General features: G+C 68.0%; 12 protein-coding genes and 3 pseudogenes. 6 read left to right on the forward strand and 9 right to left on the reverse strand.

Features of this window, described 5'->3' with window-relative positions:
• The first annotated feature begins 172 nt into the window (after positions 1 to 172).
• Positions 173 to 3,145 carry an ATP-binding protein gene (locus ACGFIO_RS36210; RefSeq protein WP_392833752.1) on the forward strand — a complete coding sequence of 991 codons (2,973 nt, stop codon included), beginning with the start codon at positions 173 to 175 and terminating at the stop codon, positions 3,143 to 3,145.
• A 316-nt stretch (positions 3,146 to 3,461) separates the two neighbouring features.
• Here the strand turns inward: ACGFIO_RS36210 and ACGFIO_RS36215 are convergent.
• A pseudogene (locus ACGFIO_RS36215) lies at positions 3,462 to 3,794 on the reverse strand (transposase); the annotation flags it as partial.
• An 842-nt stretch (positions 3,795 to 4,636) separates the two neighbouring features.
• On the opposite strand from ACGFIO_RS36215, the gene ACGFIO_RS36220 reads away from it, so the two are divergent.
• Positions 4,637 to 4,981, forward strand: a complete 345-nt coding sequence (locus tag ACGFIO_RS36220; RefSeq protein WP_392833828.1) for a pentapeptide repeat-containing protein — start codon at positions 4,637 to 4,639, stop codon at positions 4,979 to 4,981.
• Positions 4,982 to 5,220: 239 nt separating this feature from the next.
• Here the strand turns inward: ACGFIO_RS36220 and ACGFIO_RS36225 are convergent, their stop codons facing one another.
• The gene (locus ACGFIO_RS36225; RefSeq protein WP_392833830.1) at positions 5,221 to 5,526 is read right to left on the reverse strand and encodes a DUF6283 family protein; all 306 of its coding nucleotides are present in this window, start codon (positions 5,524 to 5,526) and stop codon (positions 5,221 to 5,223) included.
• 280 nt (positions 5,527 to 5,806) lie between these two features.
• Between ACGFIO_RS36225 and ACGFIO_RS36230 the strand changes: the two genes are divergently transcribed.
• Positions 5,807 to 6,283 carry a GNAT family N-acetyltransferase gene (locus tag ACGFIO_RS36230; RefSeq protein WP_392833755.1) on the forward strand — a complete coding sequence of 159 codons (477 nt, stop codon included), beginning with the start codon at positions 5,807 to 5,809 and terminating at the stop codon, positions 6,281 to 6,283.
• Here ACGFIO_RS36230 and ACGFIO_RS36235 read toward each other — a convergent pair.
• From ACGFIO_RS36235 to ACGFIO_RS36245, 3 genes and pseudogenes are all read right to left on the reverse strand, one after another.
• A complete protein-coding gene (locus tag ACGFIO_RS36235; protein WP_392833757.1) occupies positions 6,269 to 6,574 on the reverse strand; it encodes a transposase in 306 nt (101 codons plus the stop codon). The two genes, ACGFIO_RS36230 and ACGFIO_RS36235, sit on opposite strands and share 15 nt — an antisense overlap.
• A 294-nt stretch (positions 6,575 to 6,868) precedes the next feature.
• Positions 6,869 to 7,066, reverse strand: a complete 198-nt coding sequence (locus ACGFIO_RS36240) for a hypothetical protein (RefSeq protein ID WP_392833837.1) — start codon at positions 7,064 to 7,066, stop codon at positions 6,869 to 6,871.
• 76 nt (positions 7,067 to 7,142) lie between these two features.
• Positions 7,143 to 7,298, reverse strand: a pseudogene (locus ACGFIO_RS36245) (transposase family protein); the annotation flags it as partial.
• Between the two features lie 65 nt (positions 7,299 to 7,363).
• Between ACGFIO_RS36245 and ACGFIO_RS36250 the strand changes: the two are divergent.
• The 3 genes and pseudogenes from ACGFIO_RS36250 to ACGFIO_RS36260 all read left to right on the forward strand — a co-directional run.
• Positions 7,364 to 8,278: pseudogene (locus ACGFIO_RS36250) on the forward strand (helix-turn-helix domain-containing protein); the annotation flags it as partial.
• Between the two features lie 286 nt (positions 8,279 to 8,564).
• Positions 8,565 to 11,639 (forward strand): hypothetical protein, encoded by a 3,075-nt coding sequence (locus ACGFIO_RS36255; RefSeq protein ID WP_392833759.1) that lies wholly within the window; start codon positions 8,565 to 8,567, stop codon positions 11,637 to 11,639.
• A 1,093-nt stretch (positions 11,640 to 12,732) separates the two neighbouring features.
• Positions 12,733 to 13,218 carry a DUF6924 domain-containing protein gene (locus ACGFIO_RS36260; protein WP_392833761.1) on the forward strand — a complete coding sequence of 162 codons (486 nt, stop codon included), beginning with the start codon at positions 12,733 to 12,735 and terminating at the stop codon, positions 13,216 to 13,218.
• Between the two features lie 4 nt (positions 13,219 to 13,222).
• On the opposite strand, the gene ACGFIO_RS36265 is transcribed toward ACGFIO_RS36260, so the two are convergent.
• The 4 genes from ACGFIO_RS36265 to ACGFIO_RS36280 form a co-directional block, all read right to left on the reverse strand.
• On the reverse strand, positions 13,223 to 13,357 hold the full coding sequence (locus ACGFIO_RS36265; protein WP_392833763.1) for a hypothetical protein: 135 nt from the start codon (positions 13,355 to 13,357) through the stop codon (positions 13,223 to 13,225).
• Positions 13,338 to 14,249: a hypothetical protein gene (locus ACGFIO_RS36270; RefSeq protein ID WP_392833766.1), complete on the reverse strand. Its 912-nt coding sequence runs from the start codon at positions 14,247 to 14,249 to the stop codon at positions 13,338 to 13,340. The genes ACGFIO_RS36265 and ACGFIO_RS36270 overlap by 20 nt, the downstream gene beginning before the upstream one ends.
• 673 nt (positions 14,250 to 14,922) lie before the next feature.
• Positions 14,923 to 16,026 (reverse strand): alpha/beta hydrolase family protein, encoded by a 1,104-nt coding sequence (locus tag ACGFIO_RS36275; protein WP_392833768.1) that lies wholly within the window; start codon positions 16,024 to 16,026, stop codon positions 14,923 to 14,925.
• 132 nt (positions 16,027 to 16,158) lie between these two features.
• Entirely contained in the window at positions 16,159 to 17,502 is a 1,344-nt protein-coding gene (locus ACGFIO_RS36280) for a dihydroorotase family protein (RefSeq protein WP_392833771.1), read from the reverse strand.
• Between the last annotated feature and the right edge of the window lie 56 nt (positions 17,503 to 17,558).

Consider the following 17,558-nt stretch of genomic DNA (forward strand, 5'->3'; position numbering starts at 1 on the left):
AACGGTTTCGCCGATCGCTCGCCCCCTTAGTCGGACATCGATTAACCGCGAAGTGTCAGCGGGTGATTTGCCCGAATAAACAGATATGCGCGTGTATTTGAGGCGGTGATATCTAGGGCACAGGTCATTCAAGAGTCTTGACCTGGACACCATCCATATCCAGATTGATCATGTGGACACAAGATCCAACGGTGGTCCCGGCGGCCTCCCGGCGGGCGCCCCGGTGGTTCGTGCGCCGCGTTTCACGGGCCGGGATCGCGAGGTCTTCGCCATCACACAGACACTCGCCGGGGCGCCGGCGGCAGTACTGGTCGAGGGCGAAGCGGGGATGGGCAAGAGCCGGTTGGTGCGGGAATTGCTCGCCGCCACGTCGCCTCCCGGCTCGGGTCGGGTGCTGGTAGGGACGTGCCCTCCGTTCCGGCAGCCGTTCACCCTCGGGCCGGTGGTGGAGGCGCTGACCAGCACGGTCGACAGGGTCGACGAGTTGGGGCTGAGCCCATTGGGCGGTGCGTTGCGGCCGTTGTTCCCGGAGTGGACGGACGGCTTGCCGGCGGCTCCGGAGCCGTTGACCGAACCGGCGGCGGCGCGACACCGGTTGTTCCGGGCCGTGGCCGAGGTGCTGGAACGGTTGGACCTGCGGGTTCTGGTGCTGGAGGACGTGCACTGGGCGGATGAGGCGACCCTGGAGTTCCTCTTGTTCCTGACGGCGCGCCGTGCACCGAAGCCGAGTCTGGTGCTGACCTACCGGCCGGAGGATGCGCCGACCGACTCGTCACTGCGGTGGCTGGCCAGCCGGTTGCCCGAGGGAATGGCCCGTTTACGGGTGCAATTGGCCCCGTTGGACGTGCTGGAAACCGGACGACTGGCGTCATCCATGTTGGACGACAAACCGGTTTCCGCGGCGTTCGCCGCGTTCTTGCACGAGCATACCGACGGGTTGCCCCTCGCGATCGAGGAGTCGGTGCGGCTGCTGTGTGACCGAGCGGACCTGGTGACTCAGGACGGCGAGTGGCTGCGGCCGGCGCTGGAGGACATCGCGGTGCCGCCAAGTGTGCGGGATGCGGTGTTGGAACGCGTGGGCCGATTGAGCGCGCCGGCGCAGGAAGTGTTGCGAGCAGCCGCTGTGCTGGGCGATCCGGTCGAGCAGGCCGTCGTGCTGGCGGTGTGTGACCTGCCGGAGAGCCAGTACCCGCAAGCAGTTGTCGAGGCGCTGGGCAGCCGGCTGCTGCACGAGGATGCGCTTGGACGACTGTCCTTCCGGCATTCACTGGCGTGCCGGGCGGTGTACGAGTCGATCCCGATCTCCCAGCGGCGCGGCCAGCACCTGCGCGCCGGCCGGGTGCTGGAGGGTCTGTTGCGGCCGCCGTTCGTCCAGCTGCAGCGGCATTTCCGGGAAGCCGGTGCCGTCGGGGAATGGTGCCGCTACGCCGAGCAGGCCGCCGATCTGGCCATGTCCTCCGGCGACCTGCAGACAGTTGCGGGCATGCTCAATGAGGTGATCACCCGCGTCGACCTGCCGGGCGCCACAGTGGTTCGGCTGATGGGCAAGATGCCCCTCCTGATGGTATGGGTCGACCAAGGCCTCCTGCACGACCTGGTCGAGGTGCTGCGTCGGGTACGCGACGATCCCGCCCTCACCTCCACCGAGCGCGGCCTGGCCGGCTGGCAGCTGGGACGGATGCTGCTGCACACCGGCGAGTTCGCCGCGGCTTGCCTGGCGCTGGAGCGAGCCATCCCGGACCTCGCCGAGCGGCCGTTGGACGATCTGCACGCGACGATCACGCTCAGTTGGCTGAGCACCACCCACGGTTCGGCCGGCGACTACCGGCGCTGGCTGGACCGGGCGGCCACGATCGTGGCCGACCCCTCGACGCCAACGCCCAACCGCCTGGCGGTGCACGCCGACCGGGCGACAATCCTGCTGGTACTGGGCGACGACGCCGGCTGGGCTTCCGCCGCGACCTTCCCGACCGACGGCGGTACGCCGGACGAGGCATCCCAGATCGTCCGCGGCAATGCCAACCTGGGCGAGGCGGCGATGCAGTGGGGCCGTTACGACGAGGCCCGCCATCGCGTCATGCTGGCCGCCCGGCTGGCGCGCACGCACGGATACCAGCGGCTGCAAGACGCATGCCGGTCGGTCAACCTGCGGCTGGACTGGTACACCGGCGCCTGGGACGGCTTGGCCGATCGTGCCGCTGCACTGGCCGCACTCGACGACGATCCCACAGTTCAGGTGAACGCATTGCTGATCACCAGTCTTCTGCGAACCGCTGCCGGCGACTGGACAGACGCGGAGCAGACGTTCCGATCAGCGGTCGAGTTGGGCCGTGGCGGTGGCGTCCTCATCGACCCGGCGCTGACGCCGGCTGCCGGGTTGGCCCGCCTGCATCTGTTGGCCGGCCGGATCGAGGATGCTCTCGCGTGGACCGAACAACCCCTGCGGCTGGTCACCGAGAAGAACATCTGGCTGTACGCAACGGACCTCGCGCCGGTTCGCGTACAGGCGCTCTTGATGGCCGACCGGATGAACGAGGCGAACGCGCTGGTGACCGCGTACGCCCAGAATCTCGGCGATCGGCAGGCACCCGCCGGGCAGGCCGCCCTCCTGCTGTGCCGGGCCATCCTCGCCGAAGGCCGCGGTGACACGACACGGGCAGCCGAACTTTACGGTCAGGCCGCAGACACCTGGCAGACGCTGCCCAGGCCGTACGACGCGCTGCTGGCCCGCAAACGCCAGGCCGCCTGTCTGCTCGCCACGGCGGACCCGGACGGCGGTGCGCATCTGATGGCCCAGGTCAGACTGGAGCTGGCCGCCATGGGCGCGCATGGCGACGCCGAGCGGACCCAACATGTGTTGTCGGAGCATGGCCGCCAGCGGCAGAGGCCACGACGGGGTCCGCAGGGCTACGGCGACGCCCTCTCGCCACGAGAGTTGGAGGTGGTCCGCCTGCTCGCCACCGGCCGGACCAACCGAGAGATCGCCAAGGCGCTGGCACTCTCCATCAGAACGGTGGACGCACACGTCAACTCGGCCATGCGTAAAAGAAAGGTCAAGTCCAGGACCGCGCTGGCGGTTGCCTTTACGCAAGTCAAGAGCCCCTTGTCATTCGGTGTGTTCGAGGCAAGATCAGGGCCCCTTTGATATTTGTTCCAGGGTTTGAATCCCTGGGCCGCCGAGGCGGGGTTACTCGCCAGGCCGCGGGGCGACGCGGTCGCGGACGCCGTCGCGCAGCGCCTCCGCCGCCCACGCGGCAGCGTCCGCTATGTCGCGCCGGTCCATGCCAGACTGAGGTCTTGCCGGCCGCGGGGACCATCTGGGGACCACGCGCTAGTAGTGCTTTGTCATGATCTTCGGCGGCGGCGGTGTTTCCGTTGTGGGAAGCGGGTTCTGCAGGTCGGGCAGGTTCCGATCAGGTAGACGAGCAGGTGCTGCAGGCGTCGGAGTACGCCGTAGAGGGTCATTCCGGCGCGTCGGTTTTTGGGTCGAGTCTGTGCAGGGTGCAGAAGGCGTGAGCTGCCGAGACCAGGGTGACGTGGTGATGCCAGCCGGTCCAGGTGCGGCCTTCGTAGTGATCCAGGCCGAGACCGGTCTTGACTTCCCGGTAGTCGTGTTCGATGCGCCAGCGCAGTTTCGCCCAGCGCACCAGCGTGCGTTTCGCGGTGGTCGCGGGCAGGTTGGACAGCTAGTACTTGACCGGCTCGGCCGCGCCGCGCGGCCACTCGGCGATCAGCCACGCCTCGGGCAGATCCCGGCCCCGGTGCAGGCGGCGCAGCACCCGCCCGGCCGGACGAGCACACCGCACAAGATCAGTGAGCAGACCCGCGACTGGATCTGTGTGATCGCCCGGTGTGACCCCCGATTCCTCGGCCGGCCGTTCTCCGGATGGTCGCTGTCCAAGCTGCGCGACTACCTGATCGAGACAGGCCAGGAAGCGGGGGTTCGACGCGTTGGACCCAAAATGGAGAGGGCCGTAGTCCTCGGTGGCCTTGAGCAGGTACGCGATGTCCGGCGCCGGCTGGCCCTGACCGGACATCAGCACCACGATCGCCCGGCTCGGTGCGTGTGAGCCGTGGCGCGAGGTGGTTCGGTCGGGTGGGTGACGTCGCGTGCCGCGTCCGCAACGATGTGAGGGGTGAGGAGTCGACGGCTGTCCTTGTCCGGGGGCGGATGGCGAAGAGCGGTCAGGGTGCTGCGGCATCCGGTGCGCTGGTGGCGATGGCTGCTGGCGCACCGCCTGCTGATCTGGGGCCCCGGCGGCGGTGGCCGTGCTGGTGGTTTACGTCGCGGCAGTGTGGGCCGCGCCGCGCCTGTTCGGGGTTCCGGAGGTGGTCGGGACGCCGGACGCAGCGGCGGTGCTGACGTCTCGGCACAACGCCCGGTTGCTGATGGTGTCGTTGGCCGGCGCCCTGGTGGTCGGCGTCGGTCTGCTCTACACCGCCCGCAACTACCGCCTGGCGCGCCGGGGACAAGTCACCGACCGGTTCACCAAGGCCCTGGAACGGCTCGGCTCACCCGAGCTGTACGTGCGGATCGGCGGCATCCACGCCCTCGCCCACGTCATGCGCGACTCCGGTGATCATTCCGGCGACATCGTCGAAGTCCTGGTGGCATTCGTGCGCCACCGCGCCCCCCGTGCCACCCCCGACGGCGACGCCGGATCACCGATCTACCCGCAACCCCCGCTGCCAGCCGAACCCGACCCCGACGTGCAGACCGCGCTCACCGCCCTCGCCCGACGCCCGCACCGACCGGGCACATACGTGCAGGGGCCTACACCTGCAGGACCCACACCTACAGGGCGCGTACCTGAGCGGGGCACGGCTACAGGGCGCGAACCTGCGTGGGGCGCAGCTGCGGGGCGCGATCCTGCGTGGGGCGCAGTTGCAGGGCGCGTACTTGCACGGGGCGCAGCTACAGGACGCGCACCGGCCACTGGCTCGGCCTCGCCGGAGCCGGCCGGGTCGTGGTCGAGGTTAACCAGCGCGAGCTGACCGCCGCGATGCTGATGCAACCGCCCCTGCAGCGGGTGCTGGCCGCCACGAACCAGGCGGCGATATCAACTGACGGAGCTGTGCGTAACAGCAGCCGCCGGCTTGGCCCGGGCCGCGGCGAAGGTCGGCCCGGCGTATGTGCAGGACAACCTGTGGAGCCCTGGCAAGGCAAGACCGCCCGCGACCAGGCCGACGCCGGCCTTGAGGCAGCACTAGCTGAGCTGCTCACCGTCGTGAACACCCGATTGCACCCCGCACCGCCGCCGCGGCCGGGGTGGCGGTCGACGCCAGGACCAGCCCGCTGCTCAGCTCCGACGATGTCTGCGCCTGAACGACGTCTGCCCAGTCCTCGTGCAACGGCGGCCAATTCAGGCCCGGCGCAAGCACGCCGTCGGGCAGCCGGCCCTGCGCTATCGCTAACCGGACCCCGACGTGATCACCGCCGAACTGAGCAAGCCAACCAGCGCAGGCCAGGTCAACGCCGGTGCCGGGCTCGCCCTTGTGGCATCCGAACCAAATATCGCCCGGCATGGGCTGGCGACCTGTCAACGGATCACGGACCGACACGCTGAGCGCATCTCAACGCTCGGCCGAAACTTGGACCTCGGGTTGTCACGGTTGTCAGCACGGATCGGTCACTCGTCGCACGGAAACTGACGACGAGGAACTCCCGAACGCTCAGCCCCGCATCCGCCGACGGTCAAGCGGTGTCAAAAGAGTTTGTTAGAACGGTGTCGAGAAACGGTTCTGTCCCTGAAGAGTGATGATCTTCGACGGCTGGTGTGAACGTTGGTCGCCGAGATGGTGCAGGATGCCTCTTGTGATCGTTCGTGCTTCGTCGGCCGCCGTGGAGGTTCTCGAGGAAGCGCTTCGGCGCTTCGTCGGAGTCGCCTCTGGTGCTGCCGCGTTTGTGCGGTCGCCGGAGACCATTGCGTTCATCGCTGTGGATGATCACGAGGTCCAGGGCTGGTGCTGGGGATACGTGTTGGCCAGGCCGGATGGCACCAGCATGCTTTACCTGCACAATCTTGAGGTAGCCGAGTCCTGTAGGCGCCGTGGTATCGGCCGTCGGCTGTTGCGCTCGTTCATGGAGGCTGGGGTGCAGCTGGGCACTGCCAAGATGTTCCTCATTACGGGCGAAGAAAATGCGGCCGCGCGCAGCCTCTACGAGTCGATGGGCGCAGGCTTGGCAACCCAGGGCCCGACCGTGAACTACTGGTTCGCTCTGCCGCCGACCTCCTCCGGCCGTGGTGATGCTTCCCCGGAGAGAGGATTATCGAGCGAGTAACACGCGTTTGCGGAGCAGGTCGAAGCTGGCTCGACCATACATTTGTCGTTTGAGCATTTTGATTCGGTTGACGTTGCCCTCGACCGGTCCGGAGCTGGGGGGCAGAATCAGTCCGGCGGTCACGGCGTCGAGGTCCGTGGTTGTGCCGTTGACGAAGCGATTGATGCCAGGCAGGTCGGCCCGCTCGGCGCGGATGAGCCATTCGCCGCGGCGGTAACCTTGTCGCTGGGTAATGATCGCAGCAAATGACCAATGAAGGCGCTCAGACTGCCGAGCTCTCGTTTTCCGCATACCTCCGAGCCGACGCCGCCCGGATCGCAGCTGAACTGAGCGCCGTCCTCGATGAGGCGGCGAACGTGAGTTGGTCCCGCACAACCCGGCGAGCGTCGAGTTGACTGACGGAACCGGCGGCGCGGCCCCGAAGCGCAAACCGGCCGGCGTCGACGGTGCCCAAGAGACAGCAGGCGCCCCGATCCATCGAACGTCGCGGCGCTACAAGCCCACCAATCCAGCGTCCAGCCGAAGCCGGGCCGAACCGCCACGAACTCCACCGATCTTGATCGCTTCGAACGCCTGTGCGACTACTCAGGTTTCCGTGGGCAACTCTAGGGTGATGCCGCCGAGGCAAAGGTAGATCGCTGCGGTGAGAGCGCCGAGGTTGCCGAAGCCGAAGCCGAAGCCGAAGCCGCGGCGCTCGTCGTCGAGTTTCTCGCGGCCAGCGCGGACGGTGAAGCGGGCACGGCGCCACTGACGACGCTCGGGTATGCCGGGCCCGGAAGGCATGGTCGGCGCTTAGGCTGGTCGAGGCGCGCGTCGTCGACGTGGTCAGCCACGAGACGTGGTCAGCTACGACCCGGGTGACGATCGCGTCGACCGCTTCCCACGAGCAGCGCAACAGCCGGGCGATGCCGGCCTTGTCCATGCGCTGGGCCAGCCACGCGGCGACGTTCTCGAAGTCGCTGGTGTGCCGTGCGTTGGGCTGGGCCCAAGGCACCTGCTCGGTGCGCACCCGCATGCAGGTACGGCAGTCGATGCGGTGGATGTCAGACTCAAGCCAGACCCGGAAGGCGCCGAAGTCCACTTCGCGCTTTGGACCCTCAGTGGGCGGGAGGCCGTCCCCGCCGGATCAGTGATGACGATGAGGCGTTCATCGTCGCGACGGCCACCGCCCGTCCGAACACGCTCGGGCGGGCTTTCACGTGCTGGAGCTTGCGTAAACTCGCCGATTACCTGGCCACCGATGCCGCCCGGACAGTGATCCTCGGCCGGGAACGGCTGCGGCAGATCCTGCGGGCCAACGAGGTCAACTGGCAACGGACCTGGACCTGGACCTGGACCAGGAAGGAATCTAAGGACCCGGACTTCGACACCAAACTCGATCGGACCGAGGAAGCGACCACCAAGTTCCCGACCCGGTGTTTTGCCTTCGACCAGTTCGGGCCGCTGTCAATTCGCCCGCACCATGGCCGTGGCTGGGCACCGCGATCGCATCCGGACCGGCTGCCGGCGACCTTTCACCGCACGCTCGGCATCCGCTACTTCCACGGCTGTTACAGCCTCGGCTACGACCAGATCTGGGGTGTCAACCGCAGACGCAAAGGCGCCGATCACAGCCTGTCGGCGCTGAAATCGATCCGCCAGGCGCGGCCGGACGGCGCGCCGATCTACGTCATCCTGGATAGCCTCTCGGCGAACAAGACCCCGGCCATCCGGGCCGGGGCCGCCCGCAACAAGGTCGAGCTGTGCCTGACGCCGACCAGCGCGTCCTGGGCTAACCCGACCGAGACGCAGTTCGGGCCGCTACGCATGTGCACCATGGCGAACTCGAACCACCCGAACCATACCGTCCTGGCCCGCACGCTGCAGAAAATACCTGCGCTGGCGTAACGCCAACGCCCGCCACCCCGACGTCTGGCCGCGCAACGCCGCGAACGAGCCCGTATCCGCAGCGAACGCCAGCAACGCTGGGGCAGGCCCCGGACCAAGGCCGCTTGACCACTCAGACCCGGTGAACGTTCGTGGTCAACGCGCTATGCACCCTGCTCGACCGGCGGCTACACCGCGGACAAGCAGCCCGACGAGTGCGTGCTCGCACACATGGCCGGAGCCCAGACGCCACGCTCTCAACCTTCTCAACAACCACAGCCGCCAGGTGAGGCAGAACCGCCGCAAGATCAGAAACTCGCACGGCGGCCGAACATACACAGTGGACCCACGGACGTCCGGGCCAGTCGCGGATCACAAAAAGTGGGTCAGATCCAGGTCCAGTTCTAGTCCGCCGTTGACATCGATCGGCGACGAGCGCACTACTAGATGTCAACGACCGTCGCCCCAGGCTCCGGACCGTCCGGTCTGGCCCTGTGGCCGCCTGCAGGGAGACCGGCAGATGCATGTCCATGGGCAGACGTCCGCACCTACGCCGGGGCCGGGTAGGGGAGGGCCCGCGCCCCAGCCCGCGCAGATGCTGCTTCGGTTGCAGCGCGAGGCCGGAAACCGGGCGGTGGCCGCTCTGGTGCCGCGGGACGGCCCGTCCACCGGGATCCACGGGCTGAGGCCGGTGGTCGTCCAGCGGGTGCTCGAGCCGGTGTACACGACCGCTCCGGAGGGGTACGCGCCGATCGGCGAACTCGTGCGGGAATACAACAAGCTCCGGAGCGCGATCTGGGTGCTCTTTCCGACCGCGAAGTCGCGCGCCTCGGCACTGGCCAAGCTGGGTGAGCTGGAGCGTGCACTGTACCAGTGGTTCGACAGCCATGCCCTGCCGACGATGGCCACCACCCCGGACGGCCAGGCGATGGGCAACCTGTTGAACCAGGTCCGGGCCGAGCGCGTCTTTCTGGTCACCCAGGCCGTCGATGCCAAAGGTGATCCGCCGCTGGCCAACTTCGGCCATCTCGACCCGGCAGAGCAGGAACAGGTCCGGAAGATCTGGCACGACCTGCTCGCGAACAGGGGGATCCAGATCGGGGGCGAGAAGCCGTTCCGCCGTCAACTGCTGGCGGACTTCGCCCGGCTTCTGGAGACCGCCACCGGGCGGATTGTCGTCGGTGCGCTGACCGGTGACGCACCGACGCTGACCATCACCCCCACCAGACAGGACACCGGCAAGTTCGCCGCGAGCCCCGAGGATCCCGATCAGGAGGGGATCCAGGCGGTGGAGGCGCCGGCTCCGGCCGAGGCCGACCGCTATTTTCCCTTCGACTTCACCGGCGAGTCCTCACCGGTGGACCGTAAGACGATGCTGACCTATGTCCGGGTCAATCATCCGGGCGCCCTCGGTTTCTCGGTGAAGGCCGGCGGGAGCACCCGGTACTTCCGGTTCAATCGGGGGACGAAGTCGACCATGACGGTGCCCGCCGACGCCTCGGACGCGTCGTTGCACCCGTCGAGCCGGTTGCTCGGCCGGGGCGGCAACGAGATCATCGCCCCCGTCTTCGTCAACCTGGGGCACGAACTGGGACATGTCCTGCGGTCGTTGCACGGCCTCGGCGGAAGCTCGGCGGACGCGGACGCGCTGGTGGAGCATGCCGTCCCTGAGGCGAAGGACCCGGATACCCGGACCGAGGAGATCTTCAACATCGACGCGGTCGAGAACCGGATCCGGGCCGAGGCCGGGATGTCGGAGCGGGGCGGTCACAGCAACCTGGTTGTCCGGGAGGCGCTGCTGCTGCACGACAGGTTGGGTCAGGCCCTCGCGGACGCCGAGCAGGCCATCAAGGAGGCGAACCGGGCCATCACGGAGCGTGGGGCCGACCCGCTGCTGATAAGCCTGCGCGACCAGGCGAGCGCCGCCGCGGAGGAACACGCCGAGATGCTGACGGCCGTGCAGGGGTTCATGAAGAGCGGCGGCGACCCGGCCGACCTCGACCAGCGGGCGGATGCCCTGGCCCGCCGCGCCGCCACCCTGGCCGAGTCCGTTCACGAGCGGCGCCTCGCCGTGTCCGCCGAGGTACGGACACCACCGGCGGCCGACGAGGTGCAGCGCCTGAGCGACGAGGTGCCGGCCTCCGTGCAGCGATTCGGAATGGAGGATCGCGACTGGAAGAAGGCCGGCACGGTACGGAACCTCAGCAAGGGCGCCTACCTCATCGCGACGGCGAGCGGCGAGAGCCTGGTGGTCAAGGCCGTCGGGGACGGCACCCTCGCCTACCGCATGGAATCGGAAGGAGCCGTCCAGGAGGCGATGGCGGCGAAGCTGGGCGAGATCAACGGCGTGGGCCGGACGGCCAGGACGACGATGGTCCAGACCGCGGGCGCCGAGGGGAAGAGCCTCCTTTCCCTGCTCGGCAAGCTGCCGCCGGACGGCGAGCAACTGGCCGGCCTGCTCCGGGGCGCGGAGGTGTTCCTGGTCATGGAATACGTTCCGGGAAAGCAGCTGGACGAGGCCGCCGGCGTCGTCGCCGGCAGTGATCGGATCGAACGGACCATGCTCTTTTCCGGGCTCGGCCGGCAATGGGCGTTCGACATGCTGATCAACAACACGGACAGCTTTCACAACGGAAACATGGGCAACGTCCTGCTCGGGCCCGGCGGAAGAGTGGTCGGTGTCGACCGGATGATCGGGCTGAACGCCTCGAACCTGGGCAAGACGCTCGGCAGCCGCGAATGGGCGGCACAGACCCTCGTCAATATCCTGAACCCAGAGAGAAGCCGAAGGCTCGCGGAGGAGATCTTCGATAGTCTGAGCAAACGTCCCGGTTCCGGGTTCCACGGTTTCGGAGAACTCTTCGTCCGGCACTTCACCCGCGGCGCGCTGGAATGCGTCCAGACGGTGGCCGGTCTGCCCGCCGATGCCCTGGCCCGGAAAGCCGCGGAGATGCCCGACTTCGCGTGGGAAGCGGTCGCCGACGCCGGCCTGGGCGGTGCCGAGGTGATCCAGGACGCCTTCGCCGGTGCTCGCGCCGAGATCGCGTCGCGCCTGTCCGACGTCCTTAAGGGCATAGCCGGCAGCGAACCGGACACCGCGAGGATCGACGCCGGCCTCAGGGGACTGGACCGTGATCGTCGCGGGCTTCTCGCCTCGGCGGCCGACGAGATCGGACACCTGGAAGTCGCCTGGGAGAAGGCGGACGGCGGATGGCTGGGACACGGTGCCAAGGCCCGGGCCGCCGCTGTCGAGCGCTGGTGGCCGCGGTGGGAGGTGATCCATCGAACGGCGGTGATCCTCCTGAACGGGGCCGAGACCGCCGCGGATCCGGCGGCCGAGGCGCTGGTACGGGCGTGGCGCGACGACTTCACCCGGATGGAAGACATCGTCAAGGCGTTGACGGACCGGCCCGATCACCGCCTCGGCAAGGCGTTGACCACTCAGCTGCGGGCGGCGGTGCGACAGGCACTCGACCGCCCGGAGATGTGAGATCGCCGCGTGGCGCGCGGCCGGTGCTCGTGCCGCCGGGGTCAGTCCCAGGTGCGCAGCCACCACTGCCAGTCCTGCGAGGTTAGGCCCGGCGCCTCGTTTGCGCAGAACGCGATTGCGCAAAGCACGAGACACGACCCCATGTAGATGATCAAGGTGGGTCCTTGTGAGGGGCGCGCTCCAGCATGGGAGCCGGGCACGTCAGGGCCCTTGTTAGCCTCCGTCTTTCGTGCGTCCAGCAGACCTGGAGGTGGACTGGTGTAGTCGATCTTGGTCGTGGCTCGTCGTCGCTTGCCGGTGTGAGTCCGGTCCGGGTAGTTGCCAGGTGGCCCGGTAGCAGGCTGGCGGTTCGGTCTGGAAACGGGTCGGGTCGAAGCCCAGTGTCGAAAGCCCTTTAAGGGGGAGCGACTGGGCGGTCCGTAGCATTAAGCGAAGCCTGCGGCGTCGTTAGAGGTCTCACCCGTTGGGGTGGGGCAAAGGGAGTGCCGAGCCCCCGAATTCAGGGTGAAGGCCATGGAAGCGGTGTAGCACCTGGATTGCAGCTGCGAAGAACTCCCCGGCGTATGGGGCACGGAACGTTCAGATAGTGATGGCGGGAACTGGAGAGACCCTCCCCGGCCCGGCGTGCTGCGGATGCGTGCCGGAACGTCGAGTCCTATAACCGGCCAATCCGGGAAGTGGACGTCGTGCCGGGAGGGAGTCGGAGGCGGCCGTAGTACCGGTCGCCAAGAACCACCACAACCGAACGCGTCGGCCCCGGCACAGGCAACCGGGTGACGGGAGACTGTCACGCCCGGATTTGAAGGGATCCGGGAGGTGAGACCCTGCCGGCCGCCCGACCAGCGAATCGACGGACCGTCTCACGAGAGCAGGGCCACGTCTCCGCGGCACGGAAGCCCATCGATTCGAACACTGGCCGGCTTCGGAGCCGGAGTACAGGTAAGCGCCTCGGTCTTGGCCGACCCGCACAACCCCGCTCTGCCATCGACCGGCTGCACCCGTGGCTTTCCGGTGTCGAGGACAGTCGTGCTCTCTTCGGTTGCTTCGGAGGGCACCGGCTGAACCGGGCTGAGCTGGGAGCGTAGAGATTGCCATGCGAACCCTGCCGCCGCACCTCGACTACCGCGACCCTTACGTTCCCGTGTTCGTCCGCACCGATCATTCCGACGATGCCGCCTGGCAGGACGTGATTGAGAAGCTCAACGCGCTGCCGACCGGCTGGGACTCGGACTTCTGGAATCCCGCCGACATGCCGAAGTTCCTGTTGCAGACTCTCGAATGGGAAGGCGCGTCGCCGGACGATGTGCTGAGCGTGCTGGCCGAGGAGGCCGCCTTGTCGGTCGTTTTTATCGCCGACCGGGTCACCATGACCGACCAGGAGCGCCCACTGCTTGCGGTGACCACGGCGGCTCCGTGGGCAGAATACTATCCGGAGACGACCGAGTACGGCCGGGAGTTCCGCATCGTGCCGCGGGAGTCGCACGGACTCCACCTCAATCTGGAACTAGCCACCATGGATTTCCCTGACTGGTCGAAATCCGCAGCCCACACCCCAGACGGCGTGTTCCGGCGATTCTGACGCGTCACGACAAGGCGATGCCCAGCTGGTCCTGGAGCATGGCCCACGCCTCCCCGAACATCTCGCCGGTCTCGCCGATGGCGCCGGTGTGCATGCCGCCGATCAGCACCATACCGCCGTTACGGAGGTAGATCGGCATGCCGGAGTCGCCGGCGACCGAGACTCCGCCACCGTGGTAGGCGAGCAGGCCGCTCCGGCACCGGCCGGCGCAGACGGTCGCGTCTACGGAGTCGATGTGGCGGCCCCCCGTCCTCGCCGCTGATCGGTCCTGAGGTGTGCACGTCCTGGGCCACGAAGAACCGGGTCACGCCGGCGACCGGGCCCCTGGTCAGCGCCGACTCCAGGTCCGCACCGCACGAGCAGTCGATCAGGGCGGCGTCCCGGTCGCCGAACGGGACCCGCTCGGCGATTCGGCCGCCGTACCGCTGGTCCAGCAAGACGAGATCGCCGAGCATGCCACAATGACCCGCGGTGAGGATGCGCCGTGCCCCGTCCCGGACCACCAGCACCCCGGCCGTGCAAGTCCGGTGCGTCGCAACGTTCGCGAAGCTGACCCCACCCGCGACGCCGTCGCCCCACTGCTCCTGGTAACGCCCGCGGCGAAACTCGACCGGGCTGGCGACCCCAGTCAGCAGCACATCGACGTACTGACCCGGCGCGTCCGACGTGAGCACAGTGACATCACGCTGGACGTCATAGTAGAACGCGAACGTCCACTCGCCGCGCAGCCCCACCCGCCGGCGCAGATAGGTCGCAGTGGCCTCGACCGCCGCCCGGGAGGCACGGGCCCCTTCGATCTCGACCCCGTTACCCCACCGCAGAGAAGCATTGGCATCGGTCGCCGCGGCCAATCGTTCATTCGAGACGCGTACGACGAAGCGGTTCCCGCCGGGCCGGCGATAAACCCCCAGCGCGCCGAAATTCGCTCCCCAAGCACGCAACGCCGATTCGGTGTCCTCCGCCCGCCGGACCTCCCCGAGAACCGCGTTCCGCGACGGCGGCACGACCGGCGCGACGAGCAACGCGGCCACCAGACCTGCCGGTAACAGAGCAGAAACGTACGCCAGCCATGAAAGCTTCCGGACCTCACTTCCCACGCCATCAGAACGTCCCGCGCGCAGCCCGGATCACCGAGCTCCCGGACGTTTCCCTGATACACCCCGCCCGCTGCCCGGAACCGAATCCAGGCGCCCCCAGCCCAACGCGTCTATAAACCTCTCGGCCCGCTCACCGACAAGGCCCGCCAGACGCGCCTGAGCAAACGACATTCACGTACCTAAAGCGGCTTCAGGTCAAGCCGGGCGGCCCGGGGAAGGGGGTGCTCTGGGGCAGATACCGGAAGAATGTCATCTCCTCGTGAACCAACACCATGGTGCGGAACGTCGAAGAAATGCCAGCCAAGGCCCCAGAACCTTGCGAGGAGACACGGCAGCATGTCCGACGGCCCATGCTTAGTTCACCGCCGAGGTCGCCGCAGAAGATCTCATCACCGGGCGGAGCAACATGCCGGCCACCGCGACCCTCGAGCGCCGGTCGAAAGATCGCTCTAGTGGATCTTGCGGTCACAGGCGTGGTCACAGACGGGCCTACCGTGGAGCCTGCTACAGGAACGCGGTACCGCGCACGCGAGTCCGCGTCCCTCGACCGCAGGGTTGGCCGGCCATGGCGATAACCTCGCCATGGCCGGCGAAGGATCTGGGTCAGTCAGACGGTGGCGCGGGGTGCGGGTCCCAGGCCCCGGACGCCCAGCCATTCGAACCAGATGTCGTGTTGCAGGTGCACGTTGTCCTTCTGGCAGTGCTCGACGCCGCCCAGCCGCCCGGACTTCTCGACGAAGACCATCTTTTTGTCGCCGGTGCCGGCCTCCTCGTAGATACGCAGGAACTGTGACAGCGGCTCGGGCTGGACGAGCAGTTCCTCATCGCCCTGGATCAGCAGCAGCGGGCACGACATGTGCGGCAACGCGCCCTCGAGCGAGAAGCCGAACCGCGGATCGCTGACGAGCTCCTCGACATCCTTGGCGCCGACGGTCTCGTGCGCGTACTGGCGGAACTCCGGCGACATCCACTTGACCAGATTGGCCCAGTCCAGCCGGTACGCTGGCGAGGACGCGATCGCCGCGGACGCCCGCCTCTCGAAGGACGCCGCCCGGAGTACGTCGAAGGAGCCGAAGCTGGTGCCCACGAGGATGAACGGCGTCTCGGTCCAGTCGCTTCGCCCCTCGAGATAGTCGATCGCCGGTCCGACGTAGTTCTCCGTGTCGGGCCGCCGCGGAACCCGCTTCTCGAGCAGGGTGAGGCCCACGCCGGGGCCCTCGAAGACGAAGTAGTTGTAGCCGGCCTCCACGAAGGTGCTGCCCGCCGTGAACCAGTTCTCGCTGGAGATCTCGTCCCCGCCGTTCAGCTGGACCACGGTGGCCACCGCGTTCGGTACCCGCCACAGATACCCGGGCAGTTCCTTGCCCTCGTACGGGATGAGAACCTTCTCGGGTACGACCGGAAGGTACTGCGCCGCGGCGTCGAAAACCTCGTCGATCTTGTGCAGGACCCGGAGCCGTTCCGGGTCCTTGGGCAGCATGAAGAACTGCGCCGCCCGGTAGTAGTTGGTGGCGCGCTGGAAGTAGTTGCGCGCGCTGATCCAGTTGCCCACTTTCTCCGCGCGCCGGCCCCGCTGCTCGACCAGCTCGGCCGTCTGCAACCAGGCCCGGTCCCAGCTCTGCGCGTCGTCGAGAGAGATCCGGTCGCAGGTCTCGTACACCTCGGTGACGTCCGAGCCGCCGAAGTCGGCCAGCCCAAGCAGTCTCGTCACCTGGAACGACCACACATATCGCTCCGGCCACCTGCTGAACGCGACACTCATGGGTTTTCCCTTCCTTTCGGTACAGTCCGGCGGTCTGCCGTTGGTGGAATGAAGTGGGGCCCTTCCGCCCCGTGAGGTCATTCAGACGCCCGCGCCGGCGACGAAGCGGCCGGTCCGATCCGCGGTGGGATGGCCGTCCTCGGCGATGAGCGCGCCGCGCAGCACGGTCTTGACCACGCGCCCGTGCACCGCGCGCCCGTCGAACGGCGTCCACCCGGCTTTCGAGAGCACGTCCTGATTGCGGAGCGTGCGGGTTGCGGTGGGGTCGACCAGTGCGAGGTCGGCGTCCGCGCCCACGGCGATGCGTCCCTTCCGCGGCCACAGGCCGTAGGTCTGCGCGGGGACCTGGCTGTAGACGCGAACCACGTCCTCGTAGGACAACCGGCCGCGGGCGACCGCGTCCAACAGGATCGCGAAGGTGCTGTCCAGGCCGGGGAGCCCGAAGTACACCGACCAGATGTCCCCATCGCTCTTCTGTTCGAGGGTCGAGGGCGCATGGTCGCTCGACATGTGGGTCAGAGTTCCGGTCCGGAGCAACCGCCACATCTGGTCCTCGTCATCGTCGATGCGGGCGCGGGCCGGCGGTGTGAACTTTCGGAGCGCGCCGTGCTCGTGCACTTCCTGCTCACGAAGCAGGAAATACTGCGGGCAGACCTCGGCGGCCAGCCGCGCGCCCCGTTGCCGCTCGGCCAAGAGATACTCGGCGACCTCCTGATTGCTCACGTGGGCCACGGTGGCGCGCGCGCCGGTCCGGCGGACGAGGAGCGCAGCCACCGCGGCGGCAACGAGTTCCGCGTCCCGGCTCCGCCAGTCCGTGAGCACGCCGAAGTCGTCCCGCCCCTCGGCCTTCAGAACGGCCTCGGCCGACTCGGTCAGGGATTCGTCCTCGCAGTGCAGCAGGCTCACGGCGTCCACCAGTGCGGATGCGGCGAGGTGGGTCCGCAGCGCGGCTGCCGAGTGCCCGGGTACGCCGTGGGTCGTGCAGGTGAAGACCTTGAAGAAGGCGACGCCCGCGGCCCACAGCGCGGGCACCGCATCGGCCTCGCCCGGCCAGGCGTGGGCCGCGAGCCCGAAGTCGGCATGTGACCGGCCGTCGAGATGGGCGATCTTGGCCTCGAGGCCGGCGACCGTACGAACCGGCTGCGCATGGGTGTGCTCGATGATCGTGGTGACGCCGGCGGCCGCGGCCGCGGCCGTACCCGAGGGGAAGTCCTCCCGCCTGGTGTCGCCCGGATCCATGAGATGGACGTGCGTGTCGACGCCTCCGGGCAGCACCAGCAGACCGGCGGCGTCGATGCGCGGGCCCGGCGCGTCGAGGTTGCCGACGGCCACAATCCGGCCGCCGCGCACGCCGACGTCCGCACGGCGGCGTCCCTCCGGGGTGACCACGACCCCTCCCGAGACGATCAGGTCGAGCTCGGCCATGACGTTCTCCTCGTTCGTGGGAGGTCCGGAGACCGGATGAATCTCGTAGGATCGAT

This window comes from Actinoplanes sp. NPDC049265, assembly GCF_043197135.1.
In the GTDB taxonomy this organism is placed as follows: domain Bacteria; phylum Actinomycetota; class Actinomycetes; order Mycobacteriales; family Micromonosporaceae; genus Actinoplanes.